Annotated in this window: 23 protein-coding genes and 1 other RNA gene; 18 read left to right on the top strand and 6 right to left on the bottom strand. The window is 54.5% G+C overall.

Going from position 1 to position 26227, the window contains the following annotated elements; all coding sequences use genetic code 11:
• Positions 1 to 41: 41 nt before the first annotated feature.
• Positions 42 to 1163, top strand: a complete 1122-nt coding sequence (locus CLV88_RS03425; protein ID WP_106607091.1) for an aminotransferase — start codon at positions 42 to 44, stop codon at positions 1161 to 1163.
• Here the strand turns inward: CLV88_RS03425 and CLV88_RS03420 are convergent.
• Entirely contained in the window at positions 1160 to 2911 is a 1752-nt protein-coding gene (locus CLV88_RS03420) for a DNA polymerase III subunit gamma/tau (protein ID WP_106606930.1), read from the bottom strand. The genes CLV88_RS03425 and CLV88_RS03420 overlap by 4 nt on opposite strands.
• Positions 2912 to 3010: 99 nt before the next feature.
• Here CLV88_RS03420 and CLV88_RS03415 point away from each other — a divergent pair, with 99 nt between their 5' ends.
• Positions 3011 to 3493, top strand: coding sequence for a protein-tyrosine phosphatase family protein (locus CLV88_RS03415; protein ID WP_243403553.1), 483 nt, complete (start codon positions 3011 to 3013; stop codon positions 3491 to 3493).
• Positions 3494 to 3548: 55 nt separating this feature from the next.
• Here the strand turns inward: CLV88_RS03415 and CLV88_RS03410 are convergent, their stop codons facing one another.
• Complete coding sequence (locus tag CLV88_RS03410) at positions 3549 to 4082, bottom strand: c-type cytochrome (protein WP_106606929.1); 534 nt, start codon at positions 4080 to 4082, stop codon at positions 3549 to 3551.
• A gap of 119 nt (positions 4083 to 4201) precedes the next feature.
• Here CLV88_RS03410 and CLV88_RS03405 point away from each other — a divergent pair, with 119 nt between their 5' ends.
• The gene (locus CLV88_RS03405) at positions 4202 to 5041 is read left to right on the top strand and encodes a prephenate dehydratase (protein WP_106606928.1); all 840 of its coding nucleotides are present in this window, start codon (positions 4202 to 4204) and stop codon (positions 5039 to 5041) included.
• A gap of 80 nt (positions 5042 to 5121) precedes the next feature.
• Here CLV88_RS03405 and CLV88_RS03400 read toward each other — a convergent pair whose 3' ends face one another.
• Positions 5122 to 5589, bottom strand: a complete 468-nt coding sequence (locus tag CLV88_RS03400) for an SRPBCC family protein (protein ID WP_106606927.1) — start codon at positions 5587 to 5589, stop codon at positions 5122 to 5124.
• Positions 5590 to 5638: 49 nt separating this feature from the next.
• Positions 5639 to 6607, bottom strand: coding sequence for an NAD(+) diphosphatase (gene nudC / locus CLV88_RS03395; protein WP_106606926.1), 969 nt, complete (start codon positions 6605 to 6607; stop codon positions 5639 to 5641).
• A gap of 350 nt (positions 6608 to 6957) precedes the next feature.
• Between nudC and CLV88_RS03390 the strand changes: the two genes are divergently transcribed.
• From CLV88_RS03390 to CLV88_RS03365, 6 genes are all read left to right on the top strand, one after another.
• On the top strand, positions 6958 to 8817 hold the full coding sequence (locus CLV88_RS03390; RefSeq protein WP_106606925.1) for a 5'-nucleotidase C-terminal domain-containing protein: 1860 nt from the start codon (positions 6958 to 6960) through the stop codon (positions 8815 to 8817).
• 44 nt (positions 8818 to 8861) lie between these two features.
• An RNA gene (ffs, locus tag CLV88_RS03385) (signal recognition particle sRNA small type) lies at positions 8862 to 8960 on the top strand.
• A gap of 177 nt (positions 8961 to 9137) precedes the next feature.
• Complete coding sequence (locus CLV88_RS03380) at positions 9138 to 11075, top strand: extracellular solute-binding protein (protein ID WP_243403552.1); 1938 nt, start codon at positions 9138 to 9140, stop codon at positions 11073 to 11075.
• 7 nt (positions 11076 to 11082) lie between these two features.
• Positions 11083 to 12171, top strand: coding sequence for a microcin C ABC transporter permease YejB (locus CLV88_RS03375; protein WP_106606924.1), 1089 nt, complete (start codon positions 11083 to 11085; stop codon positions 12169 to 12171).
• Positions 12171 to 13277, top strand: coding sequence for an ABC transporter permease (locus CLV88_RS03370; protein ID WP_106606923.1), 1107 nt, complete (start codon positions 12171 to 12173; stop codon positions 13275 to 13277). The genes CLV88_RS03375 and CLV88_RS03370 overlap by 1 nt, the downstream gene beginning before the upstream one ends.
• Positions 13274 to 14872: an ABC transporter ATP-binding protein gene (locus CLV88_RS03365; protein ID WP_106606922.1), complete on the top strand. Its 1599-nt coding sequence runs from the start codon at positions 13274 to 13276 to the stop codon at positions 14870 to 14872. Before CLV88_RS03370 ends, CLV88_RS03365 begins: the two co-directional genes overlap by 4 nt.
• A 112-nt stretch (positions 14873 to 14984) precedes the next feature.
• Here CLV88_RS03365 and hemN read toward each other — a convergent pair whose 3' ends face one another.
• Positions 14985 to 16340, bottom strand: coding sequence for an oxygen-independent coproporphyrinogen III oxidase (gene hemN / locus CLV88_RS03360; RefSeq protein WP_106607088.1), 1356 nt, complete (start codon positions 16338 to 16340; stop codon positions 14985 to 14987).
• A 58-nt stretch (positions 16341 to 16398) separates the two neighbouring features.
• On the opposite strand from hemN, the gene fnrL reads away from it, so the two are divergent.
• Entirely contained in the window at positions 16399 to 17151 is a 753-nt protein-coding gene (fnrL, locus tag CLV88_RS03355) for a transcriptional regulator FnrL (protein WP_106606921.1), read from the top strand.
• 26 nt (positions 17152 to 17177) lie between these two features.
• Here fnrL and CLV88_RS03350 read toward each other — a convergent pair whose 3' ends face one another.
• Complete coding sequence (locus CLV88_RS03350) at positions 17178 to 18017, bottom strand: universal stress protein (protein ID WP_106606920.1); 840 nt, start codon at positions 18015 to 18017, stop codon at positions 17178 to 17180.
• Positions 18018 to 18236: 219 nt separating this feature from the next.
• On the opposite strand from CLV88_RS03350, the gene ccoN reads away from it, so the two are divergent.
• The 8 genes from ccoN (at position 18237) to CLV88_RS03310 (ending at position 26226) form a co-directional block, all read left to right on the top strand.
• On the top strand, positions 18237 to 19838 hold the full coding sequence (ccoN, locus tag CLV88_RS03345; protein WP_106607087.1) for a cytochrome-c oxidase, cbb3-type subunit I: 1602 nt from the start codon (positions 18237 to 18239) through the stop codon (positions 19836 to 19838).
• Between the two features lie 15 nt (positions 19839 to 19853).
• On the top strand, positions 19854 to 20582 hold the full coding sequence (gene ccoO / locus CLV88_RS03340; RefSeq protein ID WP_106606919.1) for a cytochrome-c oxidase, cbb3-type subunit II: 729 nt from the start codon (positions 19854 to 19856) through the stop codon (positions 20580 to 20582).
• A 12-nt stretch (positions 20583 to 20594) separates the two neighbouring features.
• Complete coding sequence (locus CLV88_RS03335; protein WP_106606918.1) at positions 20595 to 20780, top strand: cbb3-type cytochrome c oxidase subunit 3; 186 nt, start codon at positions 20595 to 20597, stop codon at positions 20778 to 20780.
• Positions 20777 to 21649, top strand: coding sequence for a cytochrome-c oxidase, cbb3-type subunit III (gene ccoP, locus CLV88_RS03330; RefSeq protein WP_106606917.1), 873 nt, complete (start codon positions 20777 to 20779; stop codon positions 21647 to 21649). Before CLV88_RS03335 ends, ccoP begins: the two co-directional genes overlap by 4 nt.
• Before the next feature lie 332 nt (positions 21650 to 21981).
• Positions 21982 to 22857: a LysR family transcriptional regulator gene (locus CLV88_RS03325; protein WP_106606916.1), complete on the top strand. Its 876-nt coding sequence runs from the start codon at positions 21982 to 21984 to the stop codon at positions 22855 to 22857.
• Positions 22858 to 23219: 362 nt separating this feature from the next.
• The gene (locus CLV88_RS03320; protein ID WP_106606915.1) at positions 23220 to 24212 is read left to right on the top strand and encodes an AraC family transcriptional regulator; all 993 of its coding nucleotides are present in this window, start codon (positions 23220 to 23222) and stop codon (positions 24210 to 24212) included.
• 98 nt (positions 24213 to 24310) lie between these two features.
• Complete coding sequence (gene ccoG / locus CLV88_RS03315) at positions 24311 to 25765, top strand: cytochrome c oxidase accessory protein CcoG (protein WP_106607086.1); 1455 nt, start codon at positions 24311 to 24313, stop codon at positions 25763 to 25765.
• Positions 25765 to 26226, top strand: coding sequence for a FixH family protein (locus CLV88_RS03310; RefSeq protein WP_106606914.1), 462 nt, complete (start codon positions 25765 to 25767; stop codon positions 26224 to 26226). Before ccoG ends, CLV88_RS03310 begins: the two co-directional genes overlap by 1 nt.
• Position 26227 lies beyond the last annotated feature (1 nt).

Below are 26227 nucleotides of genomic sequence, written 5' to 3'. Positions count from 1 at the left end.
CGGAAGCAGAATTTGACCTCGATAGACCGGGATGCGAGCTGATGCACATTGAACCCTTTGGTGTTGAGATATGGATGAATGAATGGGAAACCCGCTGTGAACTGAACCTCGCGGAAACCTGCGTCGAGAGCCTGACCATCGCTGAGTTGCTTACGCTGGCCGGGCGAAATTCGGACGAATTGAGTGAACTGTTGTCGATGAAGCTAACTTATGGCGCGATAGAAGGTTCGGACAGGTTGCGCGCGGCCATTTGTGCGCTGTATGAGCAGCAGACGCGTGAAAACGTGATTGTGACACATGGCACAATCGGTGCGAATATGTTGGTGCACAAGACACTGGTTTCGCGCGGAGATCGCGTGGTCGCCGTGGTACCAACCTATCAACAACACTTTTCGATCCCGGAAAGCATCGGCGCGGATGTGCAGCAGTTGCGCTTGCGCGAAGAAGATAATTGGTTGCCGGACCTGGATGCGCTGCGTGCTTTGGTGCAGCAGGGGACCAAGCTGATTGCGATCAACAACCCGAACAATCCGACCGGTGCGCTGATGGGGCGCGACATGTTGGAGGGCATTGCAGAGATTGCCAGAGGTGCCGACGCTTGGGTGCTTTGTGACGAGGTCTATCGCGGCACCAATCAAGAAGGGGCAGGCACGGGCCCGTCGATGGCGGATATCTACGAAAAGGGGATTAGCACAGCGTCAACATCCAAGGCATTTTCGTTGGCTGGCTTGAGATTGGGGTGGATTGCTGGGCCGAAGGCCGTGATTGAGGCCGTGTCCATCCATCGGGATTATGACACAATTTCAGTCGGGATGATCGATGACCACTTTGCGACAATGGCGCTGGAGCATGCAGAGCGGGTTTTGCAGCGCAGTCGAGAAATCACGCGGGAGAATCTGGCGGCGCTTTCGGAATGGGTTGCGCGTGAGCCGCTGATCAGCTGGGTGAAACCTTCGGCGGGTACGACTGCATTGCTGAAGTATGAATTACCAATGTCATCGCGAGAATTTTGTGTGGATTTGCTCAAAGAAACCGGTGTCATGTTCACGCCGGGGGCGGCTTTGAACATGGAAGGCTATGTGCGCATTGGGTTCGCCAATGGCCCTGACGTTCTAAAAGAAGGGTTGCGGCGCGTGTCGCATTTTCTACGCAATCGGGACTAGTCGTCTTCGAACGGGTCCCATTCGTCTTCGACTTCAGGCAATGCTTCGGCCATTGCCTTGGCTACGATTTCCTGTTGGGTCTTGATCTCTATGATCTGGGCCTTTGGGAAAGCGTCTAAGACGGCTTGGACCATAGGGTGCGCATTGGCTTCGGCTTCGCGTGCGTATTTTTCCGCGTTGCGCACTTCGTCGATGGTTTTTCCACCACCGTCGTTTACCACGATCACGGCCCAGCGGTTCCCCGTCCAGCGCTGTAGGGCGCTGCCAAGGCGTTGGGCGAGGTCACGGGGGGCGTTCTCGGCTGGTTCGAATTCAATCCGGCCGGGTCGGTATGCAGCGAGACGAAGAAAGCGCTCTACATCAATGCGCAAGACGCCATCCCGGCGCTTGCTGATCAGCTCGATCACGTGCTCAAACGTGGGAAAGCGGGCGAGCGCCTGTTCTGTATCAGTCGCCAATGCGGTGACAGCACCACTGGATCCGCCTCGCGCGGGGCTCGCACCCGTGCGTGCCATAGCGCCGTCACCACCACCGCTTGCTCCTTGAGGTGCCATACCACCACCCGAAGGGGCTGGTGGGCGAGGCGTGTCCTGCAACTTGCGCACCAACTCCTCGGGCGAGGGCAAATCAGCTACGTGGGTCAGGCGGATGATAGCCATTTCAGCGGCCATCATAGCGTTGGGCGCGCCAGCAACCTCGTCCAGAGCTTTGAGAAGCATTTGCCACATGCGGGTGAGCACACGCATAGGCAATTGTTCGGCCATAGATTGGCCGCGTGCGCGCTCATCTGGTGACACGGTTGGGTCATCGGCGGCCTCGGGCGTGATTTTGACAACGCTGACCCAGTGCGTGATCTCCGCCAGATCCCGCAACACAGCCATCGGGTCAGCACCGTCGGCATACTGAGCGGAAAGTTCGGTCAGCGCACCGCCCGCGTCACCGCGCAAGATCATGTCAAAGAGATCAAGAACGCGACCACGGTCGGCCAAGCCAAGCATGGCGCGGACCTGATCGGCGGTTGTTTCCCCCGCACCGTGCGAGATGGACTGATCGAGCAGCGACGTCGCATCGCGTGCGGACCCTTCTGCCGCTCGAGTGATCAGCGCGAGGGCGTCGTCTGCGATTTCGGACTTTTCGCTGTCGGCGATGCGGCGCAACATGCCGATCATGTCCTCGGGTTCGATCCGGCGCAGATCAAAACGTTGGCACCGCGAGAGTACCGTGACCGGAACTTTTCGAATCTCAGTGGTGGCAAAGATGAATTTGACGTGCGCGGGGGGCTCTTCCAGTGTTTTCAGAAGCGCGTTGAACGCGCTTGTCGAGAGCATGTGAACTTCGTCGATGATATAGATTTTGTAGCGCGCCGAGGCCGCACGGTAGTGAACCGAATCGATGATTTCGCGAATGTCACCAACACCTGTGCGCGATGCCGCATCCATTTCCATCACGTCGACGTGACGACCTTCCATAATGGCCGTGCAATGTTCGCACACGCCGCATGGTTCCGTCGTAGGCCCAGAGGTGCCATCCGGACCAATACAGTTCATGCCCTTGGCGATGATCCGTGCGGTTGTGGTTTTGCCGGTTCCACGAATCCCTGTCATAACAAATGCCTGCGCGATACGATCCGCTGCAAACGCGTTTTTGAGGGTGCGCACCATGGCGTCTTGTCCGACCAGGTCGGCAAAGGTCTCGGGGCGGTATTTGCGCGCAAGAACTTGATAACCTGAGTCGGGTGTGTCGTTCATGTGGGACGCCTTGTGGGATTCGGGTGTTTCGGGCAACAGGTTAAGCGCGTGGGTGCGGCGCGTCCACCGGAATGCGGCAGGGATTCGGAGTGGGCGATAGTGTTTTCAATTTATGCAGTTTCAGCAGCGCGCGGAGAGATCGCCTTGTGCCCTGCGCCCGGCGTGTTTGGCACGTACGCGGCGGATGTTGAATTGATCCGTGACTGGGCGCCGGCGATGGTGATCAGCATGACGCAAGTTGACGAGTTGCAATATTTTGGCGCCAGTGGCCTTGGCGCGGATGTACAGTCAATTGGTGCAGATTTCGAAGCCCTGCCTACATGCGACTACGGGGTTTTGAATGCCACAACTGAGACCCAATGGCCCCATGTGGCGCGGCGGGCATCTGAGTATTTGAGGGAAGGGCGGCGCGTGCTGGTGCATTGTCGGGGTGGGTGCGGGCGCTCGGGGATGGTAGTGCTGCGCCTTCTGATCGAGCTAGGCGAAGATCCCACAGCGGCTTTGGTGCGTTTACGGGCGGTTCGCCCATGTGCCGTTGAAACGGATGCCCAGCTGCAGTGGGCGTTTCACGGGCGCGCGTGAAAAAAAAGGCCGCTGAACTATCAGCGGCCTAACATTTTGTAAGGAAAGCGAAAGCTTACTGACCAATAGTTTCCAAATAGGCGATCAGGTTTGCGCGATCGGTGTCTTTCTTGAGACCACTGAATGCCATCTTGGTGCCTGGCGCGTAAGACTTGGGATTGGCCAGGAAACCATCAAGGTTTTCGGGCGACCATGTGTCAGCCACGGCAACCAAGCTGCCCGAGTAGCCAAATCCGGCAACCGAACCAACCGCGCGGTCCACAACATCATAGAGGTGCGGGCCGGTACCGTTCGCTCCATCTTCAAGCTTGTGACACGCTTTGCATTTGTTAAAGACGCGTTCGCCTTTGGCTGCATCTGCGGATGCAAGCAGTTCCTCGAGACTTGGGCCATCCTCTTCTGCGCCGCCGTGATCGTCACCACCTTCGACTTCGATGACATAGGCCTGTTGCGCATGCCCATCACCATCGCCGTGCCCTTTGGGGCCGGTGTGATAAATTTCCTCGGCCGCCCAAGCGCCGAGCAGGTAAACCAGCAGAGCGCCACAAAAAGCGCCCGTTACTTTTGTCAGTGTCATCGTGTCGAACATGCTACGTATCCGTTTCGTGGCGTTTGCACGGGTTCTAGCCGCTTCCCCTTGGCGAACGCAAGGTGTAGTTACCGCGACCAAACGCCCATCGGGCAAGAAATTTGAAAGAAGCTAAAGTCATGACCAATCGGATAGCGTTCCAGGGCGAGCCCGGTGCATACTCTCATCAGGCCTGTCGCGACGCGCGTCCCGATATGGAGGCGTTGCCGTGCCGCACCTTTGAGGACGTGATTGCCGCGGTTCGTTCGGGAGCGGCGGATCTGGGAATGTTGCCCGTGGAAAACTCGACCTATGGGCGGGTCGCGGACAATCACACGCTGCTGCCAAACTCTGATCTTCATATCATTGATGAAGCTTTTGTGCGGGTTCACATAAACCTTTTGTCAGTGCCCGGCACACCGTTGCAAGACATCAAAAAAGCCATGTCGCATACTGTTTTGCTGGGGCAGTGCCAGGAATTTTTGCGCGAGCATGATATTCACCGTGTCACCGGAGCGGACACGGCGGGATCCGCAAAACAGGTGGCCGAACTCGGTGACCCGGCGCTTGGCGCGCTCGCGTCGGAGCTGGCAGGGGAGATCTATGGTCTGGATGTAGTTGCGCGCCATATCGAAGATCAAAGCAACAATACGACACGGTTTCTAGTTATGTCGCGAGAGCCGGATCATTCCCGTCGCGCAGGATCAAACATGATGACCACTTTCGTGTTCGAGGTGCGCAATATTCCGGCGGCGCTCTACAAAGCGATGGGTGGCTTTGCGACCAACGGCGTGAACATGACCAAGCTGGAAAGCTACATGGTGGGTGGCAGCTTTACAGCGACTCAGTTTTACGCGGATATCGAGGGACATCCGGACGATCACAATGTGCAATTGGCGATGGAAGAGTTGGCTTACTTTACGACTAATGTGAACATTTTGGGCGTTTATCCAGCCGCCAGACGAAGAGAAGGGCGCTAACCGCCTTGATTCAATGGCCCGGACTGGGTGGAATGCGTTTGCTCGATGCCCAAGCGTACCGAGGCAAACCCAGAGCTACTTTAAGCTTGGCGCTTGTTTTGATCTTCCATTGAACGTGCGAGCTTTGTGACGCGTTTTTGCATGCGCTGTGTTAGGGTCGAACGCGCTAGTTTGAGGGATTTAAGCAAAAGGCGCGCCGACAGCGACGTCGATTTCAGGTGTGACCAGACGCTGAGGCGCGTGCGGGTGCGTGATAGGGCCACCAGTTCGATTTTGATGTCACTAGTGATGCCCTGAACAACAGCGGTGAGCCGCATGTCCGTTGGCCGTTCGAATTCCACAATTTTAAGATCAAGTTGGCGGTACTTCCCACGAAACGCAAAGCGGGCCTTCCATTTGGCGCCAACTCCTGGGCGCTGCAGGTCATCCTCGCGTGATACTTCGGCGCCACGGCGCAGTGCTGCGCGCTCGAACTGTTCAAAATCACAGAGGATTTCAAAAGCCTGTTCGATGGGAATGTCGATGTCTTCTCTGGCCGCCAATTCCATTGCTGCTCCGCCTTGTAATGCTCATTGCCAAACTGTCGTCAGTGTCGCCTTATTCAAGCCTGTCCGCAAGCCAGTTGCGCAAGATGAAATGCGCAATAGAACCTGGGCGTGCTGGCTTGAGAAAAGGGTGAGCGCCAGCGAAAGCTTGCATAATGTCTTCTCTCGAAACCCAGATAGCATCGTCTATTTCCTCGGGGTCGATTGTGATGTCTTCGTTAAGTGCTGCGCCACGGCAGCCGAACATCATAGAAGATGGAAATGCCCAAGGTTGGCTCGCCAAATAGTCGACCTGCCCAACGGAAATATTTGCCTCTTCCAGTACTTCGCGCCGCACAGCGGCTTCTAGAGTTTCGCCGGGTTCGACGAAACCGGCGAGCAACGAATACATGCCGTCAGGCCAACCAGGGGAACGCCCCATTAGCACCTTGTTGCCATGTGTGATCAGCATGATCACCACTGGATCGGTTCGCGGAAAGTGGGATGTGCCGCAATCTGGACAATTGCGTTGCCATCCAGCCATGGCCATCCGGCTTTCATGGCCACAGGCGGCGCAAAAACGGTGCGATTTGTGCCAGCCAAAGATAGCGCGTGCAGTTGCACTCAATTCGGCGTCGCGGGGCGACAGACGTGCCATGACACCTCGCAATTCCGCGAACTGGTGATCTTGAGGCAGGCAAGGGTGGTGCTGAAGCGACGCGTCAAAGAATTGCGCAAGCATTTCAGTGTCTATCTCAGCGGGCTCCCATGCAGAGATATCATATGCGAAAATTGCTCCGTCGGATTCACGTCCGAGGAAAATTGGGGGGACTTGAGTTTCATTGAACAGTTTGTGGTCCAGTGGCAGGCGAACAACATGTTCTTGATCTGAGCCGCTGCATAAAGGTTTGCCACGCCAAAGTGCTATGGAGCGACTAGTCGATTCAGCACGCAGCGCTGCCAACTTGTATTTATCTCCTCGCAGCTCTGCTGCGCGGTCCAGCGATGATCCACCAAATGTAACGGTTTCTGCAAGTTGCATGGCGTTCCCCTTTCAAGAAGGCTTGCCAGTTTGAAGCGACAAGGGCAATCGGATGCACAAAGATTACGACCAAATTTTTGGAGCAGCGAGCGGGCGAAACGGCAACGGGATCCGCTTTGTTGGCACTCGACTTTCTCGCCGAAGTCGCATTCTCTTTTTGGTGAGCTGTCTGGCTGTGTGACAAGTTCATCACAGTTTGTGTGATTATGTTGAAATTCGGTGACGTAAAACACTTTAAGGTTGAGGAAAACTCTACCACCAATGCCTGGAAACTTGCGACGTCACAAAGGTGTCTACACTGTATTCGCTTGGCTCATAGCGAGAATAACTGTCAGATTTAAGGGTGTTCCGTGAGTGAAGCTGTCAATCCCCCGAATTCTCAAGAGAGCTGGGATTTAACCATTCTCGCGACAAGCGATTTGCATTCTGCCATGTTGGATTTCGACTATTTCTCTGATCGCGTTGCGTCGGCTGGGTCGTTGGCGCGAATCGCAACACTGATCAAGTTTGCGCGAGAAAGATCGCCTGACTGCCTTTTGGTCGACAACGGAGATTTTTTGTTGGGAACTCCGCTTGCAGATGCACATTTACCAGCGCGCCATAGTCCTGTGAACCCTGTCGTACTGGCGATGAACCATCTCAAATATGATGCTGTAGGGTTAGGAAACCATGAATTCAATTTGCGGCATGAAGATCTGCGCACGATTTTGGAGCAGATTGACTGCCCTGTTTTGTGTTCCAATCTGGACGCTCTTCCTTTTGCAGAACAACCTTATGCGGGTCTTTGGCGGCGCAGCGTCATAATAAACGCGCGGTTGGTGTCAGACGAAAAGCGCACAAAGACAGTCAAAGTCGGTTTATTCAGCGTGTTGCCGCCGCAAGTTATTAAATGGGATGCCAAACGCATAGGTGCCTATCTGGCAGCTCAAGACATTGTTGCGGTATCTGAACAGGCAGCTCGCGAGCTGAAGGAAGAGGGAGCAGATATCGTCCTTGCGCTAGCGCATTCTGGTTTCTCGAGCGTAAATCACGTGCGGGGGTCAGAGAATGCTGCGTTGTCCGTTGCGAGGTTGAGCACCGTTGACGCCGTTGTCGCCGGGCATGTCCACAAAGTTTTTCCTTTGCCCGATTGTAACCAGTCGAGCATTTCAAGCGAGATTTTGTGTCTAGCGGAAACCCCGATCGTCATGCCGGGTGCATTTGGATCTCATTTGGGCTTTCTGAGGTTGTCTTTGAGACAAATTGAAAATCAGTGGCAGGTGACAGGCAAACATAGCAAAGTAATTCCGAGCGAACGCGTTAAGGAAGATCCAAGTCTGGTCGCTTTGCTATCTAAGGCTCATAAACACACTTTGGCAGCGGCCAACGTCATTGTCGGCGATCTGGAGGACGCAGTACACAGCTATTTCTCGGTTGTGCTTGACGACCGAGCCGTTCGGTTGGTTGCCGAGGCCAAGCTTGATCATCTTGAGCGGGAGTTTGCAGGTACAGAGTTAGCGTCTCTGCCTCTTCTTGCGTCTGTCGCGCCAATGAAGTGCGGTGGACGCGGCGGGCCGGGGCATTACACCGACATCGCAGCAGGTCCGATGCCCGCTCGCGCAATTGCAGATCTTCAGTTATTCGCAAATGAGTTAAGTGTACTTCGGCTGACCGGGGCGGAAATTCTGGAATGGTTGGAGATGTCTTCAAGCCTCTATAACCAGCTTATACCGGGAACACAGGATCAAATCCTGATTGACCAAGACACGGCAGCGTATAATCGCGAAGCCATTTACGGGCTAGCTTATGAAATCAATCTTTCCGCACCGGCACGTTATGGTCGCGACGGACTTCTTTTGGACAACACTGCGCGGCGAGTCGAAAGTGTAACTTATCGCGGGTTGGATATTGATCTGAACCAAGAATTTCTGTTGGCAACTAACGAATATAGGGCAGGTGGCGGTGGCGGATATCCTGGAGCGGACAGTAGTCGATCGATAGATATTCGTCCTGCTGGTGTTCGCGAAATACTGTGTGAGTATTTAGCAAGTTCACAGGGCAAATCGAATGGGGCCATACCCAGTTGGAGGTTTAAGGAATTGCCGTCGACAAGTGCAATTTTTGACACAGGTACGCGCGCCGAGTTGTTGCAGTCGCCGGATTGTGTCGATCTGAAACTGCTGGAAAAGCGATCCGATGGGTTTTGTCGTTTTCGATTGAAATGGCACTAGGAACGTCTCTTGCATTGGGGTGCGGTCGCGGCTATATCCCCCAATGAGAGGTTGGCGCGGGCAGGCGCCTCGCCAACCCGGTCAGATCCGGAAGGAAGCAGCCGTAACGAGCCCCGCTTGGGTCGTTGTCCAGCCTCTCACCTTACTTCTCTATGTTTGTTTTGAACCAATGTAGCAGGTTGTTGCGTAGGCATTGAAACAGTGCGCGCGCTTTTCACGCCTTGTTTACGCAATACGAACTTGAATGTCGTGCGCCTGCACCATTAGCTTACGTTAACGAAAACAGCGCGTTTAGATGCGTAGCCGCAGGGGAGGCAAGAATGACCGAAGAGACCATTAGAATCCCAGGACCTATGTTTGATCGCCGAGGCGCTTTGCGGCTGATGGGGGCTAGCGCGCTGTCAATTGGGTCGGGTTTGGGGGGCGGTTTTGCCTTTGCGCAAGAAGACGAAATGATCCGAGCACACGGGTATTCATTCTTTGGCGATCTAAAGTATCCGCCAGACTATCCGCATTTTGACTATGTCAATCCTAACGCACCAAAAGGTGGAGAAATCACAATCAGCTCGCGCGGCTCGTTTGATGGTTTCAATCGATGGGCATGGCGGGGTAACCCGGAAACAAGCTCTGGCGTTGTGGCAGAGGCCTTGTTTGGTGAAATGCCTTGGGGTGGCGGGTTGCCGGCGGACTCAATCACGGATTCCTACTGCCTGATTGCGAAAGAGGTTGAGTACCCCAAGTCCAAGGAATGGTGCGTGTTCCACATGCGTGACGACGTTGTGTTCCGCGATGGCTCTCCCCTTCGGGCGCAGGATGCTGCGTTTACACACAACCTCTTCCTCGAGCAGGGAATCAGGTCTTATGCGCGGTCCGTGAAGGAGCGGATCGAGGCGGTTGAGGTTATTGATGATCATACTCTGCGCTATAAATTCGCTGATGGAATCTCGCGCCGTTCGCTGATTAGCCAGGTGGGCGGAACGCCAATTTTTTCTGAAGAATGGTACAAGCAAACCGGTGAGCGTTTGGATGAACCATCGGTACTGTCCCCGATGGCGTCTGGGCCGTACCAAGTCGGCGACTACGAATTCAACCGCTATGTCGTCTATGAACGGAACCCAAATTATTGGGGATGGGATCATCCTGCGAACGTAGGACGCTTCAACTTCGATCGGGTTCGGATCGAGTATTTCACCGATGCGACAGCCGAGTTTGAGGCGTTTAAAGCAGGTGTTTACACATTCCGTTCGGAAGGTTCGACCAAACGCTGGGCAACAGGGTATGATTTTCCGGGTATCCAGCGCGGTGACGTCAAGAAAGAAGCAATTCCCGATGGCACGGCGCCAAACAATAGCGGGGTAATTTTCAACACGTTGCGTGCGCCGCTCGATAATCGGGATGTGCGACACGCGCTGAGCCTTGCCTTTAACTTTGAATGGACACGCGAGTCGCTGCAATATGATCTGACAACACAGCGTAATTCATTTGTTGAGGGTCAAGATTGGGAAGCCAAAGACATCCCCCAAGGCGCAGAGTTGGCGTTGCTGCAATCTCTGGGCGACATTGTTCCGCCTGAGATGCTGACGGAACCGGCTGTTATGGCGCATACGTCGAATGCGAAAAACCCTATCGACAGGCGCAACAAACGCGCGGCGCTAAAGCTTTTTGAAAATGCCGGATGGTCTGTCAACGACGCTGGCGAGATGGTCGACGCCAGCGGCGCACAGATGTCGCTCGATTTCCTAGTGATCTCGTCTTGGGACGACACGCGGCTCGCAACGATCGAAACATTTGTCAAAACCCTTGAGAATTGGGGTATTGCAGTGAAGGCCGACAAGGTCGATAGCGCGCAAGGCCAGCAAAGGTTCTTGGATAAGGATTATGACCTGATCCATACACGTATGCTGACATTTGCCGCGGCTGGTACAGGGCTGCGACAATTGTTTGGATCTAAAACGGCAGAGGTTTCATCATACAACCCTTCAGCGCTACGCAGCCAGATGGTGGATGCCATCATTGATGCGGCCTTGGCGACGCAGTCGCGCGAAGATGAGGAAGTGGCCCTTATGGCGCTTGACAGAGCGCTGCGGTATGAGCGTGTGATTGCGCATGCGGGCTATGTGCCGGAAGATTGGGTCGCTTATTTTGACATGTATGAGCGCCCAGAAAACCTGCCGCCTTACTCTGTGGGTGTGCTTGATTTCTGGTGGTTCAATCAAGAGAAATACGAGGCGCTCAAAGCTTCGGGCGCGCTGAGGTAACGATCACTTGGGCGCATATATTTTAAGACGACTGCTTTTGGTGATCCCAACGTTGCTTGGGGTCATGATCATCAACTTTGCGCTAGTGCAATTTGTGCCCGGTGGGCCCGTTGAGCAGGTCATCGCCCAAATGCAGGGCGAAGGAAATGTGTTTGAGGGGTTTGCTGGCGGCGACGAGGACGTCGGTGGCGAGGAGACCTTTGGGTCAGACAGTGAATATTTGGGCGCGCGCGGACTGCCCAAGGAGTTCATCGAAGAACTGGAAAAGGAGTTCGGCTTCGACAAACCTCCTTTGCAACGTTTCCTGATCATGATGGGGAACTATATGCGACTGGACTTTGGCGAGAGTTATTTCCGCAAGATTTCGGTGATTGATCTGGTGCTGGAAAAGATGCCGGTCAGCATCACTCTTGGTCTTTGGTCAACCTTGATCGCGTATCTGGTTTCGATCCCACTAGGCATTCGCAAAGCCGTTAAAGACGGAACTCCGTTTGATACATGGACGTCCGGATTGATCATCGTGGGTTACGCGATCCCCGGGTTTCTGTTTGCGATTATGCTATTGGTTTTGTTCGCCGGCGGCTCGTACTGGCAGATATTCCCGTTGAGGGGCCTGACTTCTGACAATTTCGAGGAACTGACCGTTTTGGGCAAGATGCTCGACTATGCATGGCACATTGCGTTGCCAGTTTTGGCGTCGACAATTTCGGCCTTCGCGACGCTGACGCTTCTTACAAAAAACTCGTTCCTTGACGAGATCAAGAAACACTATGTGATGACAGCAAGGGCAAAGGGGCTTACGGAACGCAAGGTCTTGTATGGCCACGTTTTCCGCAATGCGATGCTGATTGTGATCGCTGGGTTTCCGGCGGTGTTTATTGGGGTGTTTTTTGGCGGCTCGGTCCTGATCGAGACTATTTTCTCGCTCGATGGTTTGGGGCGTCTTGGATTTGAAGCAGCTGTGGCACGCGACTATCCAGTTATTTTTGGCACCCTTTTCATCTTTGGCTTGATCGGATTGGTGGTCGGCATTTTGTCAGATCTGATGTATGTTGTAGTCGACCCGCGCATCGATTTTGAGCGGAGGGAAGGCTGATGGCATTATCCCCGCTTAATCAACGTCGTTGGCGCAATTTTCGGCGTAATCGTCGCGCCTTCTGGTCGTTGATCATTTTTTGCGTGGCTTTTGGACTGTCACTATTTGCCGAGTTTCTGGCAAATGACCGGCCCATTGTGGTGAATTACCGCGGCGAACTTTTCACACCCATTTTCAACTTCTATCCCGAAACCACCTTTGGTGGGGATTTCAAAACCGAGGCGGATTACACCGACCCGGTGGTACAATGCCTAATCGTGACCGGCGGGGTCGAGTACTGTTTTGATGAGCCTGACGAGATAATCGAACAGATCGATGCGGGCACTTATAGTGAGGAGGGATTCGAGAAGGGTTGGACCCTGTGGCCGCTGATCCGCTATAGCTTTGACACGCCAGTTGATCGCGCCGGAGCCGCGCCGTTGCCGCCCAATGATCAGAACTGGTTGGGCACGGATGACCGAAAACGCGACGTGCTTGCCCGTGTGATTTACGGCTTCCGTTTGTCGATCTTTTTCACACTGATTGTTACGACGCTGGCCAGCGTGGTTGGGATCATTGCAGGCGCGGTTCAGGGTTTTTTCGGTGGCAAAGTCGATCTAATCTTCCAGCGGGTGATCGAGGTTTGGGGCGCTACGCCGAGCCTATATATCATCATCATCCTGTTTGCGATTTTGGGGCGCAGCTTCTGGCTGCTTGTGTTCCTGACGGTGCTGTTCGGCTGGACCGCGCTTGTCGGCGTAGTGCGGGCCGAATTCCTGCGGGCGCGCAACCTTGAATATGTGCGTGCCGCGCGGGCGCTGGGTGTCAGCAATCGGGTGATCATGTTCCGCCATATGTTGCCCAATGCGATGGTGGCGACGGTGACGATGTTGCCCTTTATCGTGACGGGTACAATCAGTACGCTGGCCGGGCTTGATTTCCTTGGGTTTGGTCTGCCTTCTTCAGCGCCCAGCCTTGGGGAGCTGACGCTACAGGCGAAACAGAACCTTCAGGCGCCGTGGCTAGGTTTTACCGCTTTTTTCACGTTTGCCATTATGCTGTCGCTGCTGGTCTTCATTTTTGAAGGTGTGCGTGATGCGTTTGATCCCAGAAAGACCTTTTCATGAGCATTCTGAACGTCAAGGATTTGCGGGTTGGGTTTCGCCAAGACGGCCGTGTGATCGAGGCCGTCAAGGGCGTGTCGTTCAGCGTTGATCGCGGAGAGACTGTTGCGCTGGTGGGTGAGTCCGGCTCTGGTAAATCGGTTACGGCACTCAGTACGGTGTCGTTGCTGCCGGGGAGCTCTGAGGTGTCCGGTTCGGTCACCTATGATGGGCAGGAGATGATTGGTGCCGATGAGGCCAAGCTTCGCGAAATTCGCGGCAACGATATCTCGTTCATCTTTCAAGAGCCAATGACTTCACTGAACCCGCTGCATACGTTGCAAAAGCAGCTGGAAGAGAGCCTTGCCTTGCATCAAGGCATCGTTGGGCAAGCTGCACGGCAACGCATCATTGAGTTGCTGGAAAAGGTCGGCATTCGCGATGCAGAAAGCCGGTTGGGTGCCTATCCACACCAGTTGAGCGGTGGCCAGAGGCAACGGGTCATGATCGCCATGGCGCTGGCGAATAAGCCGGATATCCTGATCGCGGATGAGCCGACAACGGCACTGGACGTGACAATTCAGGCGCAAATACTGGAGCTGTTGGCGGATCTGAAAAAATCCGAAGGTATGGGGCTTTTGTTCATCACACATGATCTGGGCATTGTGCGCCGGATCGCGGACAAAGTGTGTGTGATGAAGGATGGCGAGGTGGTCGAGGCAGGTCTCGTCTCTGAGATATTTGCCAATCCACGTCATGAATACACCCGCAAACTGTTGAGCGCTCGCGCCGTTGGTGCGCCTGATCCGGTGGATGCGCACGCACCAATTGTTGCGGAAACCACAAACCTGAAAGTCTGGTTCCCGATCCAGCGCGGATTTTTCAAGCGCACGGTTGGGCATGTGAAGGCGGTGAATGACGCCACATTGGATGTGCGCGCCGGTGAGACACTTGGCATTGTTGGCGAAAGCGGGTCGGGCAAGACCACGCTGGCGCTTGCCATTATGCGGCTGATTGGCTCGGACGGTGGGATTACATTTGACGGGCAGGATGTGCGCAAATGGTCGACCAAGGAATTGCGCGCGCTGCGCAAGGACATGCAGATCGTGTTTCAGGACCCGTTTGGGTCATTGTCACCTCGGATGACGTGTGAACAGATCATTGCTGAAGGGTTGGGGGTGCATGGCAACCCGGACGGGCGCGATACGCGCACTTTGGTTGGCGAGGTCATGCAGGAGGTCGGGTTGGAACCGGCTATGATGGATCGGTATCCGCATGAATTTTCCGGTGGTCAACGCCAACGGATCGCTATCGCGCGTGCGATGATATTGCGGCCCAAGCTGTTGGTTTTGGACGAGCCGACGTCGGCGCTTGATATGACCGTACAAGTGCAGATCGTGGACCTGTTGCGCAATTTGCAACGAAAATATGGGCTGGCCTATTTGTTCATCAGCCACGACCTGCATGTCGTGCGGGCCATGAGCCACAAGATCATGGTGATGAAAGCTGGGGATGTAGTTGAGCAAGGCGAGGCGCAATCCGTGTTCGCCGCGCCTCAGACCGATTATACCCGCGAATTGCTTGCCGCAGCACCGGATCTACAGACGCACGGGATCTGAACAGATATCAACGTGGCATTTGGGAATGCCGTTTGAATTTGTGTATTTTGGTACATTTAGAAATCAGACCTTTCAGCCCGACAGGGGAGGTTGGCGTCGGGCTGAAAGAGGGTCAAATGGCAGAGCTGTGCCCGGCCTTTGACAGATCATATGCGTCCAATGCGCGGGCAACCATGCGCGTGAGCGGGCGCGCTTCGAGCGGCACATAGAGTCCGTCCTGATTCAGGGTCAAAACATCCGGGAACTGGGCGGCCACATTGGAAAGGAGCGCGTTGAGTACGTTTGGTTTGATGTCAAATCGGTCAAGCATCTCTGCCGTGTCTATGCGGAAATCGCACATCAATGCCTCGATCATGCGACCGCGCAGACGGTCCTCGTTCGAAAATATGTGGCCGCGTGACGTAGAAAAGCGACCGTCACGGATGGCACCGGTATGGGCCGATGTTGCGGGAGCATTCTGGGCGTAACCTTGCGGAAAGCGCGCAATCGAAGAAGCGCCAACTGCGAGCAGAACATGCGCCGTGTCGTCGGTGTAGCCTTGGAAGTTTCGCCGTAACTTGCCGCTTTTCAGCGCGATAGACAGACCATCCTCCTTGGTGGCAAAATGGTCGATGCCGATTTCATCATAATTATCCCACAGAAAGAGTTTGCGCGCGGTTTCAAACAGGGCAAGTCGCTCCTGAGGTGTTGGCAATGCGTCGGAGGGGATCATCTGTTGGCGTTTGGCCATCCATGGAACGTGGGCATAGCCATAGAGCGCCACCCGATCAGGCGAGAGAGATAGCAGTTTTTGCACGCTCTCGGTGATGCGCGCCTGAGTTTGGTGCGGCAGACCAAAAAGGATATCTGCATTCAGGCTTTGGACCCCATGCGCGCGGATCGCGACGACTGCGTCGCGGGTGATGTCAAAGCTTTGAATGCGACCAATGGTTTTTTGGATGTCGTCATCAAAGTCTTGCACCCCAATCGAAGCGCGGTTCATACCCGCAGCCGAAAGGACGCTCAAACGTGTGTCGTCGATCTCGTTAGGGTCGATCTCAACCGAGAATTCTCCACCCGGTGCCATTGGTGCTACGTCAAAGATCGCGCCGGCCAAATCCTCCATCATGCCAGGTTCTAAAAGTGTAGGCGTACCACCACCCCAATGCAGTCGAGACAGCGTCACGTTTTGGGGGAGAGTTGCCTTCAGAAGCTTAAGCTCGGTTTTTAGAGTTTCGACATATGCTGCAACGGGGGAGGCGCTAGCGGTGCCTTGGGTGCGACAGGCGCAAAACCAGCAAAGCCTGCGGCAGAAAGGCACGTGCACATAGAGTGAAACCTGCGAACCTACAGGAATCGCGCGTATCCATGATGCGTAAGTGTCTGGCGTCACGTCATTTTTGAAATGCGGCGACGTGGGGTAGCTTGTGTAGCGAGGGACCTTTGCGTCAAACAGTCCGAGCTTTGCCAATTGTGTTTTCGTTTCCATAGGGCTACGATTAATAGGACCAAGCCAGATATATCTTTGACCCAGATCAAGCGCGAACATGAACAAGCTGAAAGACGACATTCTTCATCTGTCACAGGATTGCGGTAATTGCCCAATCCGGCATCGTGCGGTGTGTGCGCGATGCGATTCAGATGAATTGGAGCGGCTTGACCAGATTAAGTATTATCGGAGTTTTGAAGCGGGCCAAACCGTGATCTGGTCCGGTGATCGCATGGAATTTGTCGGGTCTGTTGTCTCTGGTATCGCGTCGTTGACGCAAACGATGGAAGACGGACGCACGCAAATGGTGGGCCTATTGCTACCCAGTGACTTTGTCGGTCGGCCGGGGCGCGAGTCGGCCGCTTATGATGTTGTCGCGACCACAGATCTGGTCATGTGCTGTTTCCGCAAAAAGCCATTTGAACAATTAATGGTCGACACACCTCATGTGGCGCAGCGGTTGTTGGAAATGACACTCGATGAGTTAGACGCAGCGCGCGAGTGGATGCTGGTATTGGGGCGGAAAACGGCGCGCGAAAAGATCGCGAGCCTGCTGTCGATTATTGCACGTCGCGACGCATCACTGAAATTGCAGGGTATGCAGGGGCAGCTTGTATTTGATCTGCCACTGACACGTGAGGCGATGGCGGATTATTTGGGGCTGACGCTGGAAACTGTCAGTCGTCAGGTTTCAGCCCTAAAGCGTGACGGGGTGATCCAGTTGGAAGGAAAGCGCCACATCACCATCCCAGATTTTGCCCGCCTTTTGGAAGAAGCGGGTGATGATGGTGACGGCGGCATAATGGTCTGAGGCTTTGCGCAGGCGGTTTTGTCCCGTTAATGTGCCAGAAAGACCGGAACTTCGGATTGCTCCAGCATATTACGGGTGGCCCCGCCCAAAATGGCTTCTCTAAATCGAGAATGCCCATATGCGCCCATGACAATCATGTCGACGTGTGTGTCGCGTGCATGACGCATCAGAACATCAGATATACGCGGCATTGTTTTGGACAAGACGTCCACTTCGACGCGCACACCTTGCCGCGACAACATCTGAGAGAGCTGCCCACCGGGATCAGAACGGTTTGGCCCATGGGTTGGCGGGTCGATCACAACCACGCGCACCAGATCGGCCGTTTGCAGAAAGGGCAGGGCAGCACGGACAGCTACCAGAGCTTCGGCGCTTTCATTCCAGCCAACTGAAACTGTGCGAGGGTGTGTGATCGACGCTGCGCCATCGGGCATCATCAATACGGGGGCCTGACCTTCAAACAATGCGGCCTCCAATGTGGGTTCTAGCTCGGCTCCTCGATTGTCGCCGTATGGTTTGGGATGGATCACAAGGTCAGCAAAGCGCGCGCGTGCTGCGACATGCCGACTGAGGTCAGCGATTTGTGCCACTCCTGTGTCGGTGGACCATCGGACTCCGGATCCTGTCAGTGTTCGCTTAGCTTGTTCTTCAATTGCGACCGCTTCGTCTTGCGCGTGCGTCAAAGTCTCTTGAAGCACCATCGCATTCGCGCCAGCATAGTAATATCCAATTTGACTGCGATCTACGCCAAGGCAAAATACGTCTAAATGCGCGTCCAATTCACGCGCCAATAACGCACCTTGCTCAAGCGGTGCCTCGGCAAGGTTGCAATCCGTCAGAACGGTAAGCAAAGATTTGTAGGCCATCATGGGTCTCCCATGCTACATAAAACATGTATTTGATTCATATGTTTAAGGAAGGAAGGCAAATTGATGCTCCCAACTTAAATTCGATTGGGGCGCATTTCTGGAATACTTGCTTTGATGCAGATCAAGGCAACAACTTCGCTGCAACTGCACAAAACGATCAGTCTAAATCCGCTAGGGTCGCAACGAATCGTACCCAGCAAGACGAAGGGACGCAAAATGATTAACTACTTCAAGCTGATCGCGCTTGGTTTCATCACGCTTTTTGCGATGATGGGGGCCAATTATGCGCGCGATCTAGCTTATCTGGTACATGCCTTGATTATCGTGGCAGTGTCGGGTGGGCTATTTGTCTGGACCCTGCGGAGGGTGGGCACCACGGTGACTATTCCGCAGGATGAATATTTCGATGGTGTGGTCCGGGCCGGGGTCATCGCCACTGCCTTTTGGGGTGTGGTTGGATTCTTGGTCGGCGTGTTCATTGCCTTTCAGCTAGCCTTTCCGGTGCTCAACTTTGAGTGGGCTCAAGGCTTTGCCAATTTCGGCCGGCTACGCCCGCTGCACACGTCAGCGGTGATTTTTGCCTTTGGTGGCAACGCGTTGATCGCAACATCCTTTTTTATCGTGCAGCGCACAAGTGCTGCACGCTTGTGGGGCGGAAATCTTGGTTGGTTTGTCTTTTGGGGCTACCAGCTGTTTATCGTTCTCGCAGCAACCGGGTACTTGTTGGGCGGCACACAATCAAAAGAATATGCCGAGCCTGAATGGTATGTCGATCTCTGGCTGACTGTTGTCTGGGTGGCCTATCTGGCTGTGTATCTCGGAACGATTATCAAACGCAAAGAGCCCCACATTTATGTGGCGAACTGGTTCTTTTTATCGTTCATCGTCACCGTCGCCATGTTGCACGTGGTCAACAACCTGACCATTCCTGTCAGCATCTGGGGGTCCAAGTCGGTCATCGTCTGGCCGGGTGTACAAGATGCGATGGTACAATGGTGGTACGGCCACAACGCCGTGGGCTTTTTCCTTACAGCGGGTTTCTTGGGTATGATGTATTACTTCATCCCCAAACAAGCCGAGCGTCCGGTCTTTTCCTACAAGTTGTCGATCATCCACTTCTGGGCACTGATCTTCATCTACATCTGGGCTGGTCCGCACCACCTGCACTATACCGCGTTGCCTGATTGGGCGTCGACGCTGGGCATGGTGTTCTCGGTAGTGCTGTGGATGCCGTCTTGGGGCGGTATGATCAACGGTTTGATGACGCTTTCCGGCGCATGGGACAAGCTGCGAACTGACCCGGTGATCCGCATGATGGTGATCTCGGTTGGGTTCTACGGTATGTCGACCTTTGAAGGGCCGATGATGTCGATCCGCGCGGTGAATAGCCTGAGCCACTACACAGACTGGACCATCGGTCACGTCCACTCTGGTGCATTGGGCTGGAACGGTATGATCACCTTTGGCGCGCTCTACTATCTGGTGCCCGTGCTGTGGAAACGCGAGCGTCTCTATTCGCTCAGCCTTGTTTCCTGGCACTTCTGGCTCGCCACGATCGGTATCGTTCTTTATGCCGCGTCGATGTGGGTTACCGGTATCATGGAAGGTCTGATGTGGCGCGAAGTCGACGCCAACGGGTTCCTTGTCTGGAGCTTTGCCGACACCGTTGCCGCCAAATTCCCGATGTATGTGGTGCGCGGGCTGGGTGGGGTCATGTTCCTCGCTGGTGCTGTGGTCATGTGCTACAACCTATGGATGACTGTACGGAAAGCGCCAGCCAAAGAGGCCAGCCTATCCGTCGCAGTCCCGGCTGAATAAGGAGGGCCGGCAGTTATGGCTATTCTCGACAAACATAAGATCCTCGAGACCAACGCGACCCTCCTGCTGATCTTCAGCTTTCTGGTCGTAACCATCGGCGGCATTGTGCAGATTGCACCTTTGTTCTGGCTGGAAAACACCATCGAAGAGGTGGAGGGTATGCGTCCCTACACCCCTCTCGAAATGGCCGGGCGCGACATTTACATTCGCGAAGGGTGCTATGTTTGCCACAGCCAGATGATCCGCCCCATGCGGGACGAGGTTGAGCGCTACGGTCACTATTCACTGGCGGCAGAGTCGATGTATGACCATCCGTTCCAATGGGGTTCCAAGCGCACCGGGCCAGATCTGGCCCGCGTGGGTGGGCGTTATTCGGATGACTGGCACATTGATCACATGCGTGACCCGCAGTCTGTGGTGCCTGAATCCGTGATGCCAAAATATGGCTTCCTCGAGAACAAGCGGATCGATGGGCGGTATATCGGTGACGTTATGGCGGCAAATGCAATCGTGGGCGTCCCATATACGGACGAGATGATCGCAAACGCCCAAGCGGACTTTGTGGCTCAGTCAGACCCCGACAGTGATTATGACGGTCTGCTTGAGCGCTATGGTGAAAACGTCAACATTCGCAATTTTGACGGTCAGCCAGGTGTGTCCGAATTGGACGCGATGATCGCATACTTACAGATGCTGGGTACGTTGGTTGATTTCTCGACCTTCACGCCTGATGCGTCGCGCTAAGGAGGGACGATTATGGAAACCTATTCCCTGCTACGCGAATTCGCTGACAGCTGGATGCTTTTGTTCCTGTTTGCCTTCTTCGTCGGAATTGTCTTTTGGGTGTTCCGACCGGGATCGACCAAGGAATACCGTGACACGGCAAGCATCCCGTTCCGGCATGACGATAAACCCGCCGCGGATGAGGAGGCGAGGACATGAGTGACAAGACACCAGAAAAGAAAAACGAACACGGGCATGGCACGACGGGCCATTCCTGGGACGGTATCGAAGAATGGGACAACCCAATGCCACGGTGGTGGGTCTACGTGTTCTATGCCTGTATCGTCTGGGCCATCGGTTATTCCATTGCATATCCTGCTTGGCCGGGTGTCAAAAGCGCGACAGCTGGCGTTTTGGGGTGGTCAACACGGGCAAATGTTGCCAACGACATCAATGAAGCTGCGGCAAAGCTGGCTCCGATTAATGCCAAACTGGAGGCGGCTGAGTTGACCGCAATTCCGGGTGATCAAGAGCTTGCGGGCTATTCCGCGTCGGCTGGTAGCGCAGTTTTCAAGACGTGGTGCGCACAATGTCACGGCTCGGGAGCTGCGGGTGCTGTCGGGTATCCTAACCTACTGGACAATGACTGGCTTTGGGGCGGTGACATCGAAAACATCTACCTGACGATCAAGCATGGTATTCGCAACACTGAGGATGACGATGCGCGTTACTCCGAGATGCCCGCCTTTGGTGTGGATTATCTGGAAGATGACAAAATCGACGCGGTAGTAAACTTTGTGATGTCATTGTCCGGTGAACCTCAGGACGCGTCTGTTGTAGCCGTGGGTGGCGAGGTCTTTGCTGAAGAGTGCAGCGCTTGCCATGCCGAAGACGGTACAGGCGACCGTGAACAAGGCGCGCCAAACTTGGCGGATGCAATCTGGCTCTACGGTGGGGACTACGATTCGATCCACACAACAGTGTCCTATAGTCGCTATGGTGTGATGCCTGCGTGGCAAAACCGTCTGGACGAATGGCAGGTCCGCGCGGTTTCCGCCTATGTCCACCAGTTGGGTGGTGGCGAATAAACTGGGGCTAATTTGAAAGTAAAAGGGCCGCTCGCGCGGCCCTTTTTCATTTCTTGAGCCCTTTTCCGGGCGCGGGAATGCCTCGGGGCGGCTGCGGGTATTGATACACAATTGGGTCGATCATTTGCGGGAACTTTCTGTGTTTTGTGGGCGATCTCTGCCGCGCCACCAACGGTGTGGAGGTTTCTGATACGTCGCTGTGTGAAGCATGTCTGAAAGTATGAAGAACATTATTTCATCCTTCTTGTTTGGTATTGATCATTGAAAGATGAGGGTTTCACGCACAATGTACCACTCAGGAAAATTCATCATATGTAAGGCAGGCTTTCATAATGGATTGGTCAAACCTCCCACCGCTGAGCGCGATGCGCGCTTTTGCGGCTTATGCGGACAAAGGGTCCGTTCAGGCGGCCGGGACTGCTCTGAATGTTAGCCATTCGGCCATCAGTCAGCAGATCCGTGGTTTGGAACAACATCTTGGCTTGGCACTGCTGGATCGAACGGGGCGGGCTGCTGTCTTGACGCGAGAAGGGCAATTGCTTGCCGAGGCGTTGCTCGGTGGGTTTGCGACAATGGTCGAACGGGTCTCTGCTCTCACTGAACAGGAAAATGAACGACCGCTTCACCTCACGACGACGCCCACTTTTGCCGCCAATTGGTTGATGCCACGGCTTTCCACCTTTCGCGCGGCTCATCCAGAGATCGACATGATGATCGATCCGACACCCAACCTTGCCGATCCGTCACCCGGTGCCATCGATTTGGCGATCCGCTACGGCGACGGAAACTGGCCCGGGTTAGCGAGCGAACTGCTCTTACAGACGTCGATTGCCGTAGTTGCTGCCCCGTCGTTGATCGGTACGCGTAACGCTGGATTGCCCAGCGATCTGCTGCAGTTTCCCTGGTTGCAGGAACTTGGCACATCGGAAAGTTCCATTTGGCTTGAGCAGCATGGCGTAATAGAGGGGGAGTTGGCTGGCATTATTCATCTTCCCGGTAACTTGATGTTGGACGCCGCACGCAGCGGTCAGGGAATTGCCGTTACGGCCCGTGCTTGGATCGAAGAGGATCTGCGCAGCGGTCGGTTGCGTCTGCTTTTCGAAGACGACAAGCACAAAGGGTATCACATTGTCTCCCACCTGAGCGTGGTGCGCCTGGCCACACGCCACTTTCGGTCGTGGTTGCGCAAGTGCGTGATGCCAATTTAATAGGCCTTGTCGGCAGGGTTCGAGGCGTATCAAAATTTTCCGTCAACTTGACCAAGATCAAATCCGAACCATCTGGAATGCGGCATACTCATACGCAACGAGGGCAAGGAAAAATATTCACGCTCTTCGTAATACCCCTGTTGCTGGTGCAGATGGGGTTATAGGTGCCGGTCTTCCCGTCCTGTTCGCGCGTTTCCTGGGAAGCCCGGCACCTTTTTACATCCACATTTGACAACCGTACTAATTATGCCTTGCATGTTGCGCCAAATCACTTGCATATCGCGCCAAACTTCCGGGGAGCTATTCCGACGGTCCAGTCGGGGGGACATATATTCAGGAAAGCTCTCGTACGAGGTACACCCATGCAGAAACAACCACGCTATTCTGTTGCCAAGATGGCTGGGCCGGCTTGCGAAGCGTTAGGTGTTGATCCATTGCGCGTATTGCGGCGTGCCGAATTGCCCGAAGACTTGTTAGCGAACGAAGGGCGTGGCCTGACTGGTGCGCAGTTTTTTGCTCTGTGGGATGCGTTGGGCGAAGAATGCGACAAGCCGGGGCTCCCGCTGCATATGGCACGCACCTTTGCGCGTGGGCCATTTGTGCCAGCCCTGTTTGCCTTTTCCTGTAGCCCGAACATTGTGACGGGTTTCGAACGGCTCGCGGTTTTCAAACCACTTGTTGCACCGGTCAAGCTGACTGTGCGTGAAACCGAACATGCCGTATCGCTGGAAATCCGATCTATTGAGCCGGATTTGCATATGTCGGATGCGATGTCAGCCTTTGAAGCGGCATACTTCGTCGAGGTCTGCCGTAACTTCACCGGTGTCGACATAGTACCAATAATGGTCGGAATGCCGTTGATGTCGGATCAGGAGACATATGACGACTTTTTTGGACGACGTGCAATTCACTCCGAACATGCGACAGTAACGCTTTCTCGGGCTGACGCGTACCGCCCGCTGATATCAGCCAATCCCGAACTGTGGGTGGGGTTTGAACGGGATTTGACGCGCCAATTGGCCCGACAGCGGCGCAACACGGCAGTTGCTATCCGGGTCAGAGACGCGCTGTTGGAGCTTTTGCCATCGGGGCAGGCGTCAGTGGATGCGGTTTGTGGCAAGCTACTGATGAGTAGGCGCAGCTTGCAAAGATACCTTAAAGCGGAGGGCGAGACATTTCAGAGTGTGCTGGATGCGACGCGTGAACATTTGTCGCGCCACTATCTCAAATCCGACGACCTGAGCATCGAAGAGATCTCATTTTTACTCGCCTATCGCGATCCGAACTCGTTTTACAGAGCATTTCACGCGTGGACCGGGCAAACGCCATCTGAGATGCGGGCGCATTTGAGCTGACACGATAGCCGGCAGGGTGCGGCAAAAGCTACATCAAAGATGTTGGATTTGACACAGGTCAATGTCTTGATCTGTTATGATTGGGACAAGTCCCCAATATTCCCTGCGCGAGTGATTCCGTGAGTACCAATCAAGAGCCAGCCCTTTATGCGGCGCGCGAACCAATTTTCCCTAAACGTGTGAAGGGAAAGTTTAGAAATCTCAAATGGATAATCATGGCGGTAACGCTGGGGATTTACTACCTCACGCCCTGGATTCGCTGGGATAGAGGGCCAAACCTTCCGGATCAGGCGGTCCTGTTGGATCTGGCCGATCGCCGATTTTTCTTTTTCATGATCGAGATCTGGCCGCACGAGTTTTACTTTGTCGCCGGGTTGCTGATCATGGCGGGATTAGGTCTGTTTCTTTTCACCTCTGCGCTGGGGCGTGTTTGGTGTGGCTATGCCTGTCCGCAGACGGTTTGGACCGATCTGTTTATCCTTGTTGAGCGTTGGATCGAAGGTGATCGAAACGCGCGTCTGCGCCTGCATCGCCAAAAGAAATGGGATCTTCGCAAGTTACGGCTACGGATGACTAAACTGGTTGTCTGGATTCTGATCGGCCTGGCGACCGGTGGTGCGTGGGTTTTTTACTTCACAGATGCCCCCACACTCGCCATGGATTTGGTCAACGGTACGGCGCATTCGATTGCGTATACCACCATGGCAGTCATGACATTTACCACTGTGTTCTTTGGGGCGTTCGCGCGCGAACAGATTTGTATCTACGCCTGTCCATGGCCGCGCATTCAGGCTGCGATGATGGACGAAGAAACGCTTACTGTGGGCTATCGCGAGTGGCGTGGCGAACCGCGCGGCAAAGGAAAGCGCACAGAAGATTCCAATACCGATCTGGGCGATTGCATTGATTGTATGGCGTGTGTGAACGTTTGTCCGGTGGGCATCGACATTCGCGATGGCCAGCAACTGGAGTGTATTACCTGCGCCCTTTGCATCGACGCGTGCGATGACATGATGACCAAGATCGGCAAGCCGCGCGGTTTGATTGACTATTTGGCTGTCGGTGACGAAGCGCATGAACGCGCAGGTAATCCGCCACGCAGCATCTGGAAACACCATTTTTTGCGCCCTCGTACAATTATGTATACTGCACTGTGGTCGCTGGTTGGCGTTGCGCTTGTGGTCGCGTTGTTCATGAGAACCGACATCGAAGTCACCGTTGCACCGGTGCGAAACCCGACTTTTGTGACCTTGTCGGATGGGTCCATCCGCAACACCTATGAGGTACGGTTGCTCAATAAACACGGCGAAAAGCGCCCCTTTAGCATTTCGGTCAAGGGCGATCCTTCGTTAATGGTCGAACTGGAGGGGGTAACTGGCGAAGTGGTTGACGTGCCTGCTGATGCGACAAAACTTCAGCGTGTCTATGTGATCGCCCCGAATGGCTCGAATCCTGCCGAAGGTGCACTGAGCGATGTTCGTGTGTGGGTCGAGGATGCAAGCAATGGTGATCGCGTATACAAAGATACGGTCTTTAACGGAAAGGGTAACTGATGGCTGAGCGGGAATTTACCGGGCGACATGCCCTCATGGTTTTTGTCGGCGCGTTTGGTGTGATCATCACGGTAAATCTGGCGCTGGCCTGGAACGCGGTCAAAACATTTCCGGGGCTGGAGGTTAAGAACTCTTATGTCGCCAGCCAGGAGTTTGACGAACGCCGTGCCGCGCAGGAGGGGCTTGGTTGGCAGGTGATGGCCAAGGCACAAGGCGGATTGCTGATCCTGATGATCACTGACGAAACCGGACAGGCCGTCGAAGTCGAGAATTTGCACGCCGTTTTGGGGCGGGCGACGCATGTCAAAGATGACATTGAACCAGATTTCTCCTTTGACGGAACCGCCTACATTGCGCCAGCCGAACTGGCTCCGGGCAACTGGAACATTCGAATGACGGCGACTGCTCAGGATGGCACTGCGTTTCAACAACGTGTCATTCTGCGCGTGATCAATGGGTAAT

This window comes from Shimia abyssi, from assembly GCF_003014475.1.
Taxonomy (GTDB): Bacteria; Pseudomonadota; Alphaproteobacteria; order Rhodobacterales; family Rhodobacteraceae; genus Shimia; species Shimia abyssi.
This window is presented reverse-complemented; position numbering and strand designations above follow the sequence as displayed.